The organism is Nitratidesulfovibrio vulgaris str. Hildenborough (assembly GCF_000195755.1).
GTDB lineage: Bacteria > Desulfobacterota > Desulfovibrionia > Desulfovibrionales > Desulfovibrionaceae > Nitratidesulfovibrio > Nitratidesulfovibrio vulgaris.
This window is the reverse complement of sequence record NC_002937.3, coordinates 1622047-1639558: the sequence shown is the minus strand read 5'-3', so window position 1 is coordinate 1639558 and position 17512 is coordinate 1622047. Positions and strand designations below refer to the sequence as shown.

The 17512-nt window shown below is 63.3% G+C and carries 13 protein-coding genes; 11 read left to right on the top strand and 2 right to left on the bottom strand.

All coding sequences use genetic code 11. From position 1 onward, the window contains the following. Nucleotides 1–87 precede the first annotated feature (87 nt). The 10 genes from DVU_RS07350 to DVU_RS07305 all read left to right on the top strand — a co-directional run bounded on the left by DVU_RS07350 (nucleotide 88) and on the right by DVU_RS07305 (nucleotide 13247). Nucleotides 88–2808 carry a molybdopterin-dependent aldehyde oxidoreductase gene (locus DVU_RS07350; protein ID WP_010938851.1) on the top strand — a complete coding sequence of 907 codons (2721 nt, stop codon included), beginning with the start codon at nucleotides 88–90 and terminating at the stop codon, nucleotides 2806–2808. A gap of 70 nt (nucleotides 2809–2878) precedes the next feature. Beyond that, a complete protein-coding gene (locus tag DVU_RS07345) occupies nucleotides 2879–5272 on the top strand; it encodes a pyridine nucleotide-disulfide oxidoreductase/dicluster-binding protein (RefSeq protein ID WP_010938850.1) in 2394 nt (797 codons plus the stop codon). Then, complete coding sequence (locus tag DVU_RS07340; RefSeq protein WP_010938849.1) at nucleotides 5269–5484, top strand: DVU_1557 family redox protein; 216 nt, start codon at nucleotides 5269–5271, stop codon at nucleotides 5482–5484. Before DVU_RS07345 ends, DVU_RS07340 begins: the two co-directional genes overlap by 4 nt. Before the next feature lie 50 nt (nucleotides 5485–5534). Then, nucleotides 5535–6386: a DVU_1556 family methyltransferase gene (trsM, locus tag DVU_RS07335; RefSeq protein WP_223295084.1), complete on the top strand. Its 852-nt coding sequence runs from the start codon at nucleotides 5535–5537 to the stop codon at nucleotides 6384–6386. A 4-nt stretch (nucleotides 6387–6390) separates the two neighbouring features. After that, a complete protein-coding gene (locus DVU_RS07330; RefSeq protein WP_010938847.1) occupies nucleotides 6391–6843 on the top strand; it encodes a DVU_1555 family C-GCAxxG-C-C protein in 453 nt (150 codons plus the stop codon). After that, nucleotides 6840–8474 (top strand): radical SAM (seleno)protein TrsS, encoded by a 1635-nt coding sequence (gene trsS / locus DVU_RS07325; protein WP_405083358.1) that lies wholly within the window; start codon nucleotides 6840–6842, stop codon nucleotides 8472–8474. The genes DVU_RS07330 and trsS overlap by 4 nt, the downstream gene beginning before the upstream one ends. Then, nucleotides 8471–9820 carry a DVU_1553 family AMP-dependent CoA ligase gene (locus tag DVU_RS07320; RefSeq protein WP_010938845.1) on the top strand — a complete coding sequence of 450 codons (1350 nt, stop codon included), beginning with the start codon at nucleotides 8471–8473 and terminating at the stop codon, nucleotides 9818–9820. Before trsS ends, DVU_RS07320 begins: the two co-directional genes overlap by 4 nt. A gap of 17 nt (nucleotides 9821–9837) precedes the next feature. Further along, a complete protein-coding gene (locus DVU_RS07315) occupies nucleotides 9838–10968 on the top strand; it encodes an XdhC family aldehyde oxidoreductase maturation factor (protein WP_010938844.1) in 1131 nt (376 codons plus the stop codon). A gap of 137 nt (nucleotides 10969–11105) precedes the next feature. After that, a complete protein-coding gene (locus DVU_RS07310) occupies nucleotides 11106–12533 on the top strand; it encodes an NTP transferase domain-containing protein (RefSeq protein WP_014524418.1) in 1428 nt (475 codons plus the stop codon). Between the two features lie 57 nt (nucleotides 12534–12590). Next, nucleotides 12591–13247, top strand: coding sequence for a histidine phosphatase family protein (locus DVU_RS07305; protein ID WP_010938842.1), 657 nt, complete (start codon nucleotides 12591–12593; stop codon nucleotides 13245–13247). 81 nt (nucleotides 13248–13328) lie between these two features. Here DVU_RS07305 and DVU_RS07300 read toward each other — a convergent pair whose 3' ends face one another. Further along, nucleotides 13329–14072 (bottom strand): class I SAM-dependent methyltransferase, encoded by a 744-nt coding sequence (locus DVU_RS07300; protein WP_223294685.1) that lies wholly within the window; start codon nucleotides 14070–14072, stop codon nucleotides 13329–13331. A gap of 308 nt (nucleotides 14073–14380) precedes the next feature. Beyond that, nucleotides 14381–15595 carry an OmpP1/FadL family transporter gene (locus DVU_RS07295; protein ID WP_010938840.1) on the bottom strand — a complete coding sequence of 405 codons (1215 nt, stop codon included), beginning with the start codon at nucleotides 15593–15595 and terminating at the stop codon, nucleotides 14381–14383. 150 nt (nucleotides 15596–15745) lie between these two features. Between DVU_RS07295 and DVU_RS07290 the strand changes: the two genes are divergently transcribed. After that, on the top strand, nucleotides 15746–17371 hold the full coding sequence (locus DVU_RS07290; RefSeq protein ID WP_010938839.1) for a PAS domain-containing protein: 1626 nt from the start codon (nucleotides 15746–15748) through the stop codon (nucleotides 17369–17371). The last annotated feature ends 141 nt before the right edge of the window (nucleotides 17372–17512 follow it).

The following is a 17512-nucleotide window of genomic DNA, read 5'->3' as shown; positions in this document are numbered from 1 at the left end:
TCTACAGCGTCATACCGGTGGCCCTCCGAGTCGTGCGACTCTCCGGGCCGACAGAGAATGCCCACCATTCCTTACAGGAGGATCCTGATGATCAAACGCATGGTCACGATCAACGGAGCACCCCGGATGGCAATCACCCGCCCCGACACGACACTGGCAACCTACCTGCGCGAGAGCCTGGGCCTCACCAGTGTGAAGGTGGGCTGCGGGCAAGGTCATTGCGGCAGTTGCAACGTCATCGTCGACGGCAAGCTCGTCCGCTCATGCAGCTACAAGATGAGCCGTCTCACCGAGGGTGCCACCATCACCACGCTCGAGGGCATCGGCACCCCGGACAACCTGCATCCGCTTCAGGTGGCATGGATGGCCCATGGTGCGGCGCAATGCGGCTTCTGTTCGCCGGGGTTCATCGTCTCGGCCAAGGCTCTTATCGACACCAACCCCAAGCCCAGCCGCGACGATGTCCGCGACTGGTTCCAGAAACACCGTAATGCCTGCCGCTGCACCGGTTACAAACCTCTGGTGGACGCCGTCATGGACGCAGCCGCCGTCGTGCGGGGCGAAATGAAGGTGGACGACCTGCTGTACCGCATCCCTGCCGATGGTCGCATCTGGGGCACCAAATACCCCCGCCCGTCCGCCCTCGCCAAGGTTACGGGCACGCTCGACTTCGGGGCCGACCTTGGCATCAAGATGCCGGAGGAGACCTTGCGTTGCGCGCTTGTTCAGGCCGAAGCCTCCCACGCGAAGATACTCGGCATCGACACCAGCGAAGCCGAGAAGATGCCCGGTGTCTTCAAGGTCGTCACGCACAAGGACATCAAGGGCAAGAACCGCATCACCGGCCTTATCACCTTCCCGTCCAACAAGGGCGACGGGTGGGACCGTCCCATCCTCTGCGATGAGAAGGTGTTCCAGTACGGGGACGCCATCGCCATCGTCTGCGCCGACACCGAAGAGCACGCCAAGGCGGCAGCCGCGGCAGTTAAAGTAGACCTTGAAGTACTACCCGCCTACATGAGCGCGCCAGCAGCCATGGCCGACGACGCCATGGAAATCCACCCCGGCACACCCAACGTCTATTTCGAGCAGCACCTCGTCAAGGGCCCGGAAACGAAGCCCATCTTCGACAAGGCGGATGTCGTGGTCGAGGACGACTTCTATGTGGGCCGCCAGCCGCACATGCCCATCGAACCCGACGTGGGCTTCGCCTTCTTCAATGAAGATGGCAAGCTGTGCATCCACTCCAAGTCCATCGGCCTTCACCTGCATCTGTACATGATCGCCCCAGGTCTCGGCATCGAACCCGACAACATCATCATGGTGCAGAACCCCACGGGCGGCACCTTCGGCTACAAGTTCAGCCCCACCATGGAGGCACTCGTCGGTGCTGCGGCCATGGCGACCGGGCGACCGGTGTTCCTCAACTACTCGTGGTACCAGCAACAGACATACACGGGCAAACGCTCGCCCTTCTTCATCAACCTGCGCTATGCGGCCACCCGTGAGGGCAAACTGCTGGCCATGGAAAGCGACTGGTCGGTCGACCACGGCCCGTATTCGGAATTCGGCGACCTGCTCACGCTGCGCGGGGCGCAGTTCATCGGTGCCGGCTACGACATCCCGAGCATACGCGGTCTGGGCCGCACGGTGTGCACCAACCATGCATGGGGGTCGGCCTTCCGCGGCTATGGTTCCCCACAGAGCGAGTTCGCCTCTGAAGTGCTGATGGACGAACTCGCCGAGAAGCTGGGCATCGACCCGCTTGAACTGCGTTACCGCAACGTCTACCGCGAAGGTGCCACCACTCCCACCGGACAGGTCCCCGAAGTCTTGAGCCTGCCCGAGTTGCTGGACACCGCCCGCCCGCGCTACCTTGCCGCCAAGGAGAAGGCCGCGCGTGAATCCACGGCGGAGGTGAAAAAGGGCGTGGGCATCTCGGTGGGCGTATACGGCTGCGGTCTCGACGGGCCGGACACGGCCGAGATCGCCGTCGAACTCAACGAAGATGGCACGGTGACCATCTTCGCCACGTGGCACGACCACGGACAGGGTGCGGACATGGGTACGCTGGGTACCGCCCACGAAGCCCTGCGCCCCCTCGGCATCGCCCCCGAGAACATCAGGCTTGTCCTCAACGATACGGCGGTCTGCCCCAATGCAGGCCCTGCCGGAGGCAGCCGTTCGCAGGTCGTTGTCGGACGCGCCATCAAGGCGGGTTGCGAACTCCTTCTGGGCGGGATGCGGAAAGCCGACGGAACCTTCCGCACCTATGCCGAGATGCGTGATGAGAAGATAGCCACCCGGTACAGCGGCAAGTGGTCCGCCCCTTGCACCGACTGCAACGCAGAGGGTCAGGGCAGCCCCTTCGCCGTGTACATGTACGGCGTGTTCCTTGCCGAGGTCTCGGTGGAACTGGCCACCGGCAAGACCACAGTGGACAAGATGACCCTGGTGGCCGACATCGGCAAGATCGTGAACAGGCTGACTGTCGACGGGCAGTTGTATGGCGGCATCGCGCAGGGCATAGGGCTCGCCCTTTCGGAGGACTTCGAGGACATCAAGAAGCACTCGACCATGCCGGGAGCCGGGTTCCCCTACATCAAGCAGATTCCGGACGAGATCGACCTCGTCTACGTCGAAGTGCCCCGTCCCGAAGGCCCCTTCGGCGCGGGCGGTGTCGGCGAACTGCCACTCACCTGCCCCCATGCGGCCATCATCAACGCCATCCACAACGCCTGCGGGGTGAGGGTGACGCGGCTGCCCGCGCTGCCCGAGAAGGTGCTCGCAGGTCTGCAGGGCAAATGATCTGACACGTAAAGATGAAGCGGGCGGCACATCCATCGGGTGTGCCGCCCGCACACCGTGGGGAGAAGGCATGGACCAGTCCGAACTACGCCAGTGGGAATCACGCTGCACGCAGGAGGAACCGCCCCGGTGCCGTGCAGCCTGTCCTTTGCATGTCGACGTGCGGGCCTTCTGCACACACATGGCGGAAGGCGACCTCCGCAAGGCGTGGGGCGTACTCTGCCGCACGCTGCCGCTTCCCACGCTGCTGGCACGTATCTGCGACCAGCCATGCCGCAACGCCTGCCTGCGGAACGAGGCTGGAGGCGGTCTGCATATCGCGGGACTTGAGCGCGCCTGCGCCGAGGCATCGGGGCGACCTGCGCCCGCGCCGCCCATGCCCCGTCGCGGTCTTGATGCCGTCATCCTCGGCGGCGACCTTGCAGGGCTGGCTGCCGCGTGGGACCTGTCCCGCAAGGGCATCACCGTGGCACTTCACACCCTCTCCACCGCTGAAGCGATTCTGGACGGGTTACGGCGTCCAGCCGGGCATGCCATACTCGACACGCTCTCAGCCCACCTCGCAGAAGAGGTCGACACCCTCCGGCGCATGGGCGTCACCATCCATGAGGGCCCCCTTCCGCCCTCCCAAGCCATCGACGAGTGGGGCGCATCTGGACATGCGGTATTCATCGCCCCGGTGGCCTATCCTCTCTATTGCGAAGAAGACCAGCCACCCGACGTCGTGACTCTCGGCACCGCCACCCCCGGCGTCTTCGCGGCAATACCCCCGGCACGACCGGGGGATTCGGAGAGGCCGGACGAAACCGCACCGGGTCATTCCCCCGTGGAGATGGCGGCACTCGGTCGACGCGCCGCGACCTCGATGGAACGCTTTCTCCAGAAGGTGTCTCTCGTCGCGGGACGCGAACGCGAAGGGGTCTTCTCGGCCAGATTGTTCACAAGTCTCGCCGATGTCGTACCGCTGTCTCCCGTCGTCGAACCTCCCGAAGGGTACACGGCTGACGAAGCACGCCGGGAGGCGGCACGGTGCATCCGTTGCGAATGTATGGAATGCGTCCGTCACTGCGCCTATCTGGCGGAGTACGGCGGCTATCCCAAGCAATACGCCAGACGCATCTACAACAACGAATCCATCGTCATGGGTACGCGTCAGGCGAACACCATGATCGACTCATGCATGATGTGCGGCCTTTGCGCGACCGTATGCCCGGAAGGTTTCGACATGGGGGCACTCTGCCTCGATGCGCGCCGCAGCATGGTGCACCGCGACAAGATGCCCCCCTCGGCGCATGAATTCGCCTTGCGCGACATGGCCTTCGCCAACAGCGGGACCTGCGTCGTCGCCCGCCACGAAGCCGAGAAACAGAACAGCACATGGCTCTTCTTTCCCGGATGCCAGCTTACCGCCTCTGCACCGGGTCTTGTCGAATCAACGTGGTGCTGGCTGCAACGATGGCTTCCCGCCATCGACGATGCGAAGCGTAGCGGTGTGGGTCTGCTCGCCCACTGTTGCGGAGCCCCGGCGCACTGGGCAGGGCGCGAACAACTGCATCAGGACACACTGCACACCGTCGAATCGCACTGGGAAGAACTGGGCCGCCCCATACTGGTCACGGCATGTCCCTCCTGCGCGACGACACTGCGTAACGGACTGCCGCACATCCCCGTCGAGACTCTCTGGGAGAAGATGGCCGAAGTGGCAGACAAGCACGGTCTTGAGCCCTTCGGCACTCCCCATCCGTGGAAGGGGGACCTCGTCCTGCACGACCCGTGCGGCACTCGTGAAGACGAGCCCCTGCGCAATGCCGTCCGGGCGCTACTGGTAGCCCTCGGCGTGGAGTACCGCGAACCGGCCCTTACACGGGAACGCACCGAATGCTGCGGCTTCGGCGGGCTGGTCGCAGAGGCCAACCCTCCCCTTGCCGACAAGCTGACCCGCGGTCGGGCAGAACGTCTCTCCGCCATGGGAACGCACGCTGTCACTTACTGCGCCATGTGCCGTGACAGGCTGGTCAAGGCCGGTACACCCACAGCGCACATGCTGAACCTCTTCTTCTCGACGCCCGACACTACGCTGGAGGACTGCACGCCCCCGGCACCCGGCTATTCGCAACGCCGTGAGAACAGGGTCGCACTCTGCGAACGTCTGAAAGGCCGTAGCGCCGATGCCCAACCCGCGCCTGCATGGGCGTCGATTCCCGTTCACTACACCGAAAAGGCCGCAGCCCTCATGGAGGAAAGGCGCATCCTCGACAGTGACGTCCGCAAGGTGCTGCATCACGCCATGCAGTCGGGTCGCTGGATTGACGATACAAACGACGAAGGGGTGCGTATCGCCTGCTTCCGTCCGGTCGTCGTTACCTACTGGGTCGCTTACACCATCGACGCAGACGGTGTGCCGCTTGTCCGCAACGTATGGTGCCACCGTATGCACGTCATTGATGCAGGAGGGCGACAATGAGCAGCATGAAGGTTCTTGAAGGCTCCTATTCCGGACTACGCTGCGCCCCCTGCGGGAAATCTCTCCAACCGTGCGCCGTCGAACTCGAATACATGGGAAGCCGGTTCAACGTGGAACTTCCCGCCTGTCCATCATGCGGCGCCGTCTTCATTCCTGAAGAACTCGCCATGGGCAAGATGGCACAGGTGGAGCACCTGCTGGAGGACAAGTGACGTCCGTCGTGACAGAGGTTGCGCATACAGCAAGCGGTAGCACGAACACCATGGACCGCGAGGGACTGCCTGTTGCCGAAACGACGTGTGCGCCGGGCCTTCCGTTATGGGCGCGTCCGGAAGCGCGGACGGCGCTGGGAGATACCTTGCGCCCCGGAGGGTTCTCACTCACCGACAGACTCGCCACGCTGGCAGGTGTCCATCCCGGCTGGCGCGTGCTGGACGTGGGCTGCGGCACGGGTGCCACCGTGCTGCACCTGCGACAGCGGTACGGGGCATCGGCCTTCGGGTGCGACCGCAGCACCTCACTGACGCCGGGATCCAATAATCATAAGGGATTACCTGTCATCGCGGCAGACGCTGCAAATCTCCCCTTTGCCGATGGAAGCATGAAGATGGTGTTCTGCGAATGCGTTCTTTCGCTTCTCGTGAAGCCGTTAGAGGTACTGCGTGGCTTGCGCCGGCTGCTGGTGCCCGGAGGGCTGTTAGGTGTCAGCGACCTGTATCTTCGGGGTGAAGGGCATGCCCGCGTCACCGAAGGTTCATGCCTCGCGTGGCAGGCTACACGGATGAGAATCGAAAGCCTCCTGCACGAGGCGGGGTTCGCCCTGCACACCTTCGAAGACCATTCCCCCCTTCTCCGTGAAACCGCCGCCCGACTGGCGCTTTCGGGGGCATTGCACGGTGGGGCCATGAACTGCGGTGAACGTGCTTTCCCATCTCGGGACGCGTGTCGCAGATGCTCCCCTGAAGGTATTGCGGCCCCACCACAGGCGACGCCTTGCAGCATGACGGAATGCTCCTTTTCGCCGCCAGCAACCCGGGCAGTCACGGAACAGGTTGCGCGTCCCGGCTACTTCCTTCTTCTGGCCCAAAGCCTCAAAGGTACCCGAGAGGACTGAACACATGCTGAACGACTCCACACTCGCCATCATGGAACTGGCAGGGCAAGGCTTCTGCTGCAGCCAGATTCTCGTCTTGCTTTCGCTGCAAGGCATGGGACTTGATGACCCGCCCCTGACAAGGGCCATGGCAGGGCTGTGCAACGGCATGGGCGACTGTTCAGGGCCATGCGGCATTCTCTCCGGCGGCGCGTGTGTCCTTGCATTGCACACGGCGCAGGGCTTTGCCGGAGACACCGTCGATGAGAGGCTACCGCTGCTGCTGGAAGCATTTCGCGACTGGTTCCATGATGCCACGACACCCTACGGGGGCATCACCTGCGGCGTCATCATGGGGGGTGACTGCCGCACCCCCGACCCTTCGCGCTGCGGCGTGCTGCTTGCCGAATCACATCAACGCATCAACGCCATCCTCATCGAACACGGTTTCGACCCCGCCATACCGAAGGGGGAATGATGGCGCACACAGAGATGAAGCCATACCGGGTCGTCCACCACACGCAAAGCCTCTGCCCGCGATGCCTCGCACGCATACCCGCCCGATATGAGCAGCGATCCCATGAGGTGTGGCTGGTCAAGGAATGCCCGGAACACGGCCGGACAGAGACGCCGGTCTGGCGCGGCGGGCCGGACATGTCGACATGGCTTCGGCCCAAACTCCCGACGCCCCCTGCGCCCCTTGGGACAGTAGACAGGGGCTGCCCCTTCGACTGCGGCCTATGCCCGCAGCACAATCAGCACACCTGCACCGCCGTCTTCGAAGTGACCACCCGCTGCAACCTCCGGTGCCGCTATTGCTTCGCCGCAGCGCAGGACGACGAGACGCAGACCTTGCAGCCATCTGCGCATGTAGGCGACCCGCCCCTCCACACTCTCGTAGCCCTTCTCGAAGCCGTGCGGCAGAAGACAGGCCCGTGCAACATCCAGCTTTCCGGGGGTGAACCCACCCTGCGCCATGACCTTTGCGACATCGTATCCCATGCCAGGCGTCTCTTTCCGTTCGTACAGCTGAACACCAACGGCATTCTGCTGGGCCGTCAGCCCTCTCTGGCGCATGACCTTGCAAGGGCGGGGCTCGATTCGGTGTTCCTGCAGTTCGACGGAACATCACAGGATATCCACGAGGCACTGCGGGGTGCCCCGCTGCTGGACGACAAACGCAGGGCCATCGACGCGCTGGGAGAAGCCGGAGTGGGGGTGGTGCTCGTTCCCACGGTCGTTCCCGGCGTCAACGACCACGACGTGGGCGCCATCATCCGTCTTGGCATGTCGCTGGCCCCTGCTGTACGCGGGGTGCACTTCCAGCCTGTGAGCCATTTCGGTCGACACCCTTCATGTCAGGGGGCCCCGTCTCCCTCGGCCCGCATCACCCTGCCTGAACTGATGCATCGCCTCGAAGAACAGACGGCGGGCATGGTACAGGTTGTCGACTTTCTTCCCCCCGGTTGCGAGCATTCCCTGTGTTCGTTCCATGCCAACTATCTCGTCCGTGAAGATGGAACCCTGATGCGCGTATCCGCCCCGCGCGCGGAGTCTGCGCCACCGGCACACCCGGCACTCGACGGTGCCATTGCCGCCCGTGCCTTCGTCAGGCGGCAATGGGCAGCCCCCGGACATGGTGCCCCCGTACATGATGCCTGCGGATGTGGCACGGACGGCACGACATCAGCCGCCATGACCGCTCCCATTTCCTCCGTGAATGCCGACGTATCCTCTTCGTGCCCGGCAGCACCCTGCGGACATTCGCCCTCCCCCTCTGGCAACGCCGCATCAGCGCCGTCCACGGCTGTATCATCAGGCACGTCACGAAACATCTCGCCTGACACGTCAGACGTCGTGTCTCCGGCAATTGCGGGCCAGCCACGGCCCGACCATGCTGGTGACGACCTCGACCGCTTTCTCGCACGCGCGGCGACGCACCTGTTCGCCATTTCGGCCATGGCCTTTCAGGATGCATGGAACCTCGACCTTGAACGGCTGCAAGGGTGCTGCATCCATGCCGTGACAACGGACGGCGCGCTCATACCGTTCTGCGCATGGAACTGCACCGCAGCTGATGGAACCCCGCTGTACAGGGGGCGCACATGAGCCGTTTCGCACCCCTCGACGCCCTTCTTGCCGAACGCATGAAGTGCGACAGCCCTCCCGATGCGGCGGCACTGGAACGCTGGCAGATGGAGCGATTGCGGGCTACCCTCGAACATGCCCGGCACTCGCCCTATCATGCTGAAAGGCTGGCGGGCATCGCTGCATCCTCGCTGTACAGCCGTCACGACCTCGCCCGTCTGCCCTTCATGGAGGCAGACATTCTTCGCGAAGCGCCTCTCAAGCTGCTCTGCGTCTCACAGGATGACGTGGCGCGGGCGGTGACCTTCGACACCTCCGGCAGTACGGGGCCGCCCAAGCGCGTCTTCTGCACCGCAGAAGATATCGAGAACACCATCACGTTCTTCTCGCACGGGCTGCTCTCGTTCATGCAGCGCGGAGAGGCGCTACTGGCACTTCTGCCTGCCGAACGCCCTGCCAGCGTGGGACGTCTTCTGGGCGAGGCGGCAGGTCGCGTCGGTGTGCGCCCCCTCTCCGCATCACCGGAACATGGATGGGACAGCATCGCAGACATGGCACACCGCGAGGGTGTGCGGGCGGTGGTAGGCTCACCGTTGCATGTCAGGGAGTTCGCCCTCGCATGGCACCGGGCAGGGTTCCCATCGGGAGCCATCTCGACCGTACTCCTGTGCTGGGACGCGGCACCACGCGCACTCCGTGCGCTCCTTGCCGAGACCCTCGGCTGCGAAGTACGCCACCACTGGGGCATGACCGAAACCGGCATGGGGGGGGCCCTCTCTTGCGGCGAAGCGGGAATGCACCTACGCGAAAACGATCTGCTGGTCGAGGTCACCGACCCCGTAAGCGGGGTTCCGCTCCCGGATGGCACATGGGGGGAACTGGTCGTGACCACGCTCGACAGGCGTGCCATGCCCCTCATACGCTACCGCACGGGAGACCGTGGGCGCATCCTGCCGGGCACATGCCCATGTGGAAGCCCTCAGCGCCGCATAGACCTCGTACCCGGCCGACTGGCCGACGAACGCCTGTTGCCGGATGGTACGCCCCTACGACTCATAGACCTTGACGAATGCCTGCTTGGCCTGCCCGATGTGGTCGAATACCGGGCCTGCCTGCACGAAGACGCCCCCGCAGTGCTTGCCGTTGACGTGCTGCTTCGTGGTGACATCCCCCGCCTCGGCCCGACCATGACCGCCCGGGAAGAGTCGGTCGCCATACTGACACGCCTTCTCTCGACCGCCAGCCCCATAGCCCGCGCCATGCGCCTTGGCACGCTCGAACTTCGCGTGGCAGCGCGCGACCATCTTCCACCCGAAACGCTTTTTGCAAAACGACGTATCGCAACCCGTTGTCAGGCTTCTTCCTGACAGCAAGAGGCAACCCCATGAGCACGTTCCTTGAATCCCTTCGCGACATCCTCTCAGCAGGCGAGAGCATCGCCATGGCGACCATCGCCAACCACAGCGGTTCCACCCCCCGTGGCGATGGCGCGCAGATGGTGATTCGCCCCGACGGTTCCATCCTCGGCACCATCGGCGGTGGTCTGGTCGAAGCCCGTTGCATCGAAGCCGGAAGAGACCTCCTGCAGAGACCACCCGGTAGCGCCCTGTTCTGCGCCTTCGCCCTCGACAACACCACGGCAGCCGAAGCAGCCATGGTCTGCGGAGGTCATCTCACGGTGATCATCGAACATGCCGGGGCTTGCCACGACAACGTGAACGGATGCCACACCGGAGAACAGACAGGATGCAGCGCAGGGCATGGCAAGGGGCTGGCAGACATTCTCCTGCACGCATGTGACCGCGTTGCTGATGGCTTGTCCGCGTCATTCGGTGTGGAGTACGTATGGGACTCCCCATCCGGACAGGATGGGGCGAACGCGCTGGACAAGGCAGACATTTCAGGCAGGGCGACCACGCGCCAGACCTTTCGCCCCATGCGCGCCGCCGTCCATACAACCGGTGAGGACAGCGATGGGCAACGCCTGTCCGGTGCGTCTACGGGGCTTGCCCTCTCCGAGTCCGGCTGCCGCCTTGACGTCATGTTGGTGCCACCGCCACGCCTTGTCATCTTCGGCGCAGGGCATGTGGCGGTGCCCACGGCGCACTTCGGCCATGCCGTGGGATTCTCCGTCACCGTCATCGACGACCGTCCCGACTTCGCGACCCCCGAACGTTTCCCCGACGCCCACCTTCGCATCCCCCCCTCGTTCGCCGAAGCCTTCGACGGGCTGCATGTCACCCCCGACACCTATCTTGTCATCATGACACGCGGACACCTGCACGACGGTGAAATCCTCGAACAGGCCCTCAAGACTCCGGCACGCTACATCGGCATGATTGGCAGCCGTCGCAAGCGGGACGCACTGTATGCCGAACTGCAAGAGCAAGGGTTGGATGATGCCACCCTCGCCCGCTGTCATTGCCCCATCGGCCTTGACATACAGGCACAAACCCCTGAGGAGATTGGCATCAGCATCATGGCGGAGCTTGTGATGCACCGCGCGTCGGCGTAAGGCGTCATACCGCGTCACGCACCTTATGGCCCGCCGGAGACAGCCATGACCAGACAGCGGCAGTCGTGGCAGCAGGACATCGGCACGACGACCACCGGCAGATGCAGCAACCCGCCATCTTTACTGAAGAAGGTTACATGTTACGGATAGGTGCAATCGTGCTCGCCGCGGGTGAGGGCAAGCGCATGGGGGCCTGCAAACCCCTTCTTCCGCTAGGCGCATCGACCGTTCTAGCCCATGTGGCAAAGACCCTTCTACCGGCCATCAACGGCCCTTTGGTTGTCGTGACCGGGCACCATGGCGATGCCGTCACGGCAGAGGCACTTCGCCTCTCACTGGAGACGGCAGAGAACACCACCCCGCAGGACGGCATGTTCTCGTCCGTACGAACCGGTATTGCTCATATCGTCGGACGGGTGGACGGCGTACTGGTGCTGCCGGCCGACATCCCATTCGTGCGCACGGCCACCTGTGCCCTCGTGGTCGAGGCTTTCCGCAGGCACAGGGCCGCCGTCACGTACCCTACGCTGTGCGGTGAACGTGGGCACCCCCCGCTTCTCGACGCAGACACCATGCGCGCCGTGCTGGCCTCTTCCGGTGATGGAGGGCTTCGCGGAGTGCTTCTGGCCCTTGAGCGTCAGGGCGGAACCACCCACGACGTAGCCGTTGCGGATGAAGGCATCGTGACCGACATGGACACCCCGGCTGACCACGCGCAACTGGTTGCCCGCCATCCCCTGCGCCACATTCCCACTCCGCGGGAACGAGAGGCGTTGCTGGAGATGGCTGGCACCCCTGCGAGAGTCCGGGCGCACTGCCGCATGGTGGCCCGCGCCGCACTGGCCATGGCGGCACACCTCGAAGCCACACGACGCGGCTTCATCAGCCCGTTCGCTAGACAGTCCGCCCCGCACGGCATCTCGACTTCCGGGGCACACGCCGAACCACGTTCCGTACCAGCGTCCACGACGACTCATGCGGTGCATGCCGAAGGCAACACCACCCTGCCGCACACCGCCACAGCCCATGTGGCATGCCCCCCCCCTGACGTGACAACGGGCCCCATGCCCACGTGCCAGCCGGGGCACATGCCGGACCACATGCCGGGAACAGCGCGGGATGCCGCACAGCAAGCCCCCGCCGCCACCGCCTCGCCTCAACGCCTCGACAGGCCACTCATCCACGCTGCCGCCACGCTGCACGACATCTGCAAGGGCACACAGCGCCATGAAGCCGCCGGAGGTGCACTGCTGACGCGCCATGGTTTTCCCGAAGTCGGAAGCATCATCGCGGCGCACCGCGACATCGCACCACAGGCGGGACCGGAGATTGACGAGGCTGCGCTGGTCATGCTGGCAGACAAATACGTGCGGGGGGTATCTCTCATTCCTGTAGAGGAACGCTTCGACGAACGGCTTCGGGAGTGGGCCCACAGGCCCGATGTGGCTTGTGACATCGCAGCCCGCAAGGCACGGGTGCTCATGGTGCGCGACCTCTTCGAATCGGAGACGGCTACGGAGCTTTTTCCCCTGCTGCAACGGAAAGTCCGACGGGGAACGTTCTGACAAGGGTCTGAACCTCCGGCCCCCAGCCACCGGAAGACACTAGCCCTATCAAGGAGCATGACTGTGGGCGTTCCAGCCTTCGAGACGACTGACACCCCGGAAAAGAATGCCAGCCGCGCCGTCATCCTGCTGCGCCACGCCGCCACCACAGGCGGAGAAGGGCGTGCCATCGGGCGTACCCCGTTACCCCTGTCGCCCGAAGGCCTGCGGCAGGCTGCCGCCCTGTGCAAAGTCATGCGACAATGTCGACCCGCCGCCCTCTATGCAAGCCCGGCCAGCCGCGCCCGCGACACGCTAGGCCCCCTCCTCGACGAATGCACCGTCCACCTCATCGACGACATGGACGAAATCGACATGGGGCAGTGGGATGGGCGCACCTTCGATTCCATACGCCAGCGGGAACCTGAGCAATACAACCGACGCGGGCGCGATATGGCCCACTTCAAGATTCCGGGCGGCGAGACCTTCGCCGATGTCCAGCGACGTGTCATGACGGCAGTGCGTCACATGGCCCAAGGGCCACGCCCAGCAGTGTGCATCACCCACGCGGGCTGCCTGCGGGTCGTTGCCTGTACCCTGACACGAACACGGCTCGAAGACCTCATGTCCTTTCGCTTCAGCCACTTGCATGGTCTGGCGATGACCGGGCCGTCGTCAGCCTTGCATCTTGAAAAAGCTGATGTGACGCTTGAAGACCTGCCTTCACTGTTATGAACCTGAAACCGCCCCACGGAAGGGGAGAGAGATGCCGATGCGCATACGAGCATCGTCTCCCAGATGTGGCTTGAGCACCGACTAGCAGACGCCTTGACCATGCTTTCGGGCGACATAGAAGACATATCCGCAACTATCGCCACCTCGGCGCATGACGTCGAACTCCCGCCGCTGTTCATCGATGATGGCACGCCCCTCCTCTGTTGAGCCATACAGTGTCTCGAACGCCTCAAGCCTTACGGTCAGGTCAGCGTAGTACACGTCCCACCAGTCCGCCACCGGCAGCCGGAATGAACCGAGAAGTTCATACCCGTGTCGTTCCATGGCTTCGGCATTGGCATTCTCGTGCCGCATCTGCGGGTATCCCTCCCGCCAGAAGTCCAGCGCGTCTTGTGGGGGGCTGTCCACAAACCACGACATCTCGGAAACGACAAGAACACCTTCCGGCCGCAACAGGCGGCGCCACTGCGTAAGCCCGACATCGAACCCCATGTGGTAGATGGCACCCTCCGACCACAGCACGTCATATGCGCCGTCGGGAAGTTCCAGCGCGTTCATGTCGGCACAAAGCGTGCGCACCCGCGACGCCAGCCCTGCCCCTTCCGCCCTCGCCATAAGAGAATCCAGAAACGGCTGATGCATGTCCACTGCGGTGACGTGGCAGTCGCACTGGCGCAGCAGGTCGAGCGTCTGCGCGCCCGTTCCGCAACCGATATCCAGAATCCGGGCACCTGCTGGCAACGCGCCCGCCAGCGCAAGGGCACGGGCGGTGGACGCAGCGCTTCCGGGGCCGAGCCTTTCGAGCCCCTCGTAAAGCCTGAACATGAGGTCCAAGTCGAACTCCTGTCGTAAGGACGTGAACACCCGCTCCGGAGATGAAGCCCCACCAACCGCCACACGTCATGCGCCAGAGACCAAAGCGCACCGCACGCGGCGAACACGACAGCCATTCCGGCTGCCTTTCTCCTCTTTGTCTCTGCACGGACAGGCGGAGATTTACAAGCCCACAAGTCCCCCACTCTCACGCGAAAAGAGCCGGGAACGATGTCCCGGCTCTTTTCTGACATAAGCCTTCCCCTCGTGGCGAGAGTGGCGCGGGAGAATACTTCGCGCGCGCCTTCACACTCTCGGGGCTAGAACTTGTAGGTAAGGCTCAACCCCGCCATGTGCGCATGCGCATCCTCGCGGGTGGAGTCGTAGATGCCACCGGAACGGGCCTCGTACTCTCGGTCGGTCATCCAGAGATAGCTGTAGGAGGCGTCGAGCACCCATGCTTCGTTGATCTTCCAGCCGATACCGGTGGTGGCAATCTGCCTGTCGGAACAGGGCACGGCGTAATCCTCATGCGCGTCATCGACAGGGGTCTGGTCGTACACGTAGCCTGCGCGCAGGTCGATGCTGTCGGTGAGGGCATATTCGGCACCGAACTGCAAACGCCATGTGTTCTTCCAGTTCTTCTCCGCCGAAACACTCGATTTGCCGTACAGGGCGGGATCATAATTGATGACGAGTGTGTTGTAGGCACTCCAGCGCGTCCACACGGCGTCGACTTCAAGGCTCAGCTTGTCGAAAGGCTTCACCATCACACCAAAGGTGATGCTTTCGGGTATGGGTTCCGTACCGCGTACGTCGCGAGCGGCAGGAGCGGGAACAGCGCCCTTTTGCGTGAAGTCGACGTTGCCGTTGACCGTGAGTTGCATCTCGCTACGCCACGCCACACCGAAAGCCAGCCAGTCGTAGGGCTTGTAGCGGGCACCGAGGTTGAGGCCGTAGGCCCAACCGTCGGCGTCTATCTGCTGCATGACATCGACAGGAGAAATAGTGGTGTCGTACATGAATCGCAGGTAGGTCGCATCAAGGCCGAATGCCACGGAAAGCTCATCAGTGAGTTTCATGGCAAGGTTGGGGTTGAGCGACACCGAATGGATGGCGGCGTATGAACAGTTATAGCGCCCCGGCCATGTATCGGTGTCCTTGTAGTCGGTGCCGAGGCCAACACGCGAGAACATGCCGAAACCGAACCAGTAGTTATCCGAAAGCTGCTGCGTGTAGTAGAAGGTGGGCAGCCCCCAGATGGAGTCGGAGAACTCGGCATCACGCTTGCCGGGCGTATTGGAGGTCATCTTCGCCGTAGGGGCGATGGCTGTGGCCCCCATCTGGATCTGCGCACCCTCAAGGTCGGTGATGGCGGCAGGGTTGTAGGCGACAGACGAGGGGTCGGCGTCCCGGGCGACCATGGCACCGCCAAGCGCGTTGCCACGTGCACTCCACTCATAGACGCCGTAGCCGGCAGCCCATGCCTGCAACGGACACAAGGCCAGACACAACACGAGAAGAACTTTCCGCATGACATCTTCCTGTAAGAACGTGATTTTTCCTGTCAGGGTTGACAGGGCGAGAGGACTGTAGCAGTCAGAAATAAAACGTCAATGAATGTCTTTTCATTTTTCATTCATATCTGATGAATGCCAAGCCCTGCTGTTCAATGCGGATGAACCATGACCCTGAACGAACTCGTCGACTTCTACAGGCCGCGCCTCGATGCCTCGCCTGACCTTGGATTGCTTCTCGACGGGCACGGCAACGTGCTGCACGCGAACGGGCCTCTTCGCAGCCTGTTCGATGAGGGATACACGAGCGCACAGCCTGAAGGCGTGGCGCGGCAATTGCTCGACAACATGAGGACCTCGGAGCGCGACACTGCCGCCCCCGTGCATGAAACACGGCTGCGCATGGCGCTACCCGACGGTGCCGGCATCAGGCAGGTGGACTGGAAGACCCTGACCATTCCCGCTGCGGAAGGACGGCTTCTGCTGGCGTGGGGCAGATTGCGCACCACCGAGGGGGGGCGGGAGATGGGCTTCACCATCCTGCCCAATGGCAACATCAGCGCTGTCAGCCCCATGCTGAGCGCCATCTGCGGCTATGCCCCCGACGAACTCATCGGCAGACCGGCGCGACAGTTCTATTACACGGATACCGCACGGCGGCGCGTCGTCAGCCAATTGCTCGAGAAGAAGGAAGTGGAGAACGGCGAGGTGACGTTGCGCCGCAAGGACGGTTCACCGCTCATCCTCTGGTACAGTGCCGAATCCATCCGGGACGCTTCGGGGTCGATGGTCGCCTACAGCGGTTATTTCCAGCAACGCCCCTTCGTGTTCTCGTCCAAGCTTGCCAACGACTTCGCACGCATCGTCGATGCCCTGCCAGGCGTGGCGTGGGTGTGCGGACGCGACCTGCGCATCGTCGCCGTCAACGACAGCTACCTCGAAGCCTACAACCGTAACCGCAACGACGTCATTGGGCGCACCGAGCATGACTTTCTGCCTGCAGAACAGGCTCGCTATCTGGTGGAGGCGGCGTTGCGAGTGTTCGAAGAGAAACAGGAGTTGCTGCACCCTGCCGTACCCCACCTGCTCGACCCCGCAGTATGGTTCCGCACGGTACGCCGCCCCATCTTCGATGATGCCCGGCAAGAGGTCATCGGGTTGCTTGGCATCGCACAGGACATCTCCGGCAAGGTGCGGCAGGAGAACGTATTCATGGAGCAACTACGCGCGACGGAGTCCGACGTGGTGGTGGTCACCGACGACCAGGGACGCATCCTGCGTCGATCATTGCAGACCCTCTCGCCATCCATTTTCGGCAAGCGCGAACCCTTCGAGGCGTACACCCTCGACATGCGCCCCGTTCTCGACCTGCTCGACGTCGACGACCTGCCCAAGGTGCGGCAGGCGCTCCATGCCGCCTTGCGTGAACATCGCGAACAGCACATCGAATGCCGGATTCGCAATCTGACGGGTTCATATACGACCGTGCTCGCAAGACTCGTATTCAACGACACCATCTATGGCGAACCACGGATGTATGTCGTTGCCCGCGACATCGGCGGCGAGATGGAACTGCGCCAAGCCTCGATGGTCATCGAACGCCTGAAAGAAGCTGCAAGAGCGAAAACAGACAGGGAACTGGCCCGCTTCCTCAATGTCTCTGCCGCGTCCATTTCCAACGCCCGCAAAAACGACCGGGTCCCCCCCGACTGGATCATCGATACAGGCCTTCGCACAGGCCGTTCCATCGACTGGCTGGTACGTGGCATGCAACAGGACGGAGGCTGCCGCTGAGGCCCCCATCGTCAACGGCTTGCACACTCCCCCGGCTTAGGGTATTCACCCTCCCTTTCCTGTACTCGGCACAGGTTACGCTCCCTACCTTCAGATTCAGGGAGCCAAGCCCCCTCCCCAGATTTTTTCCATGATTTTACA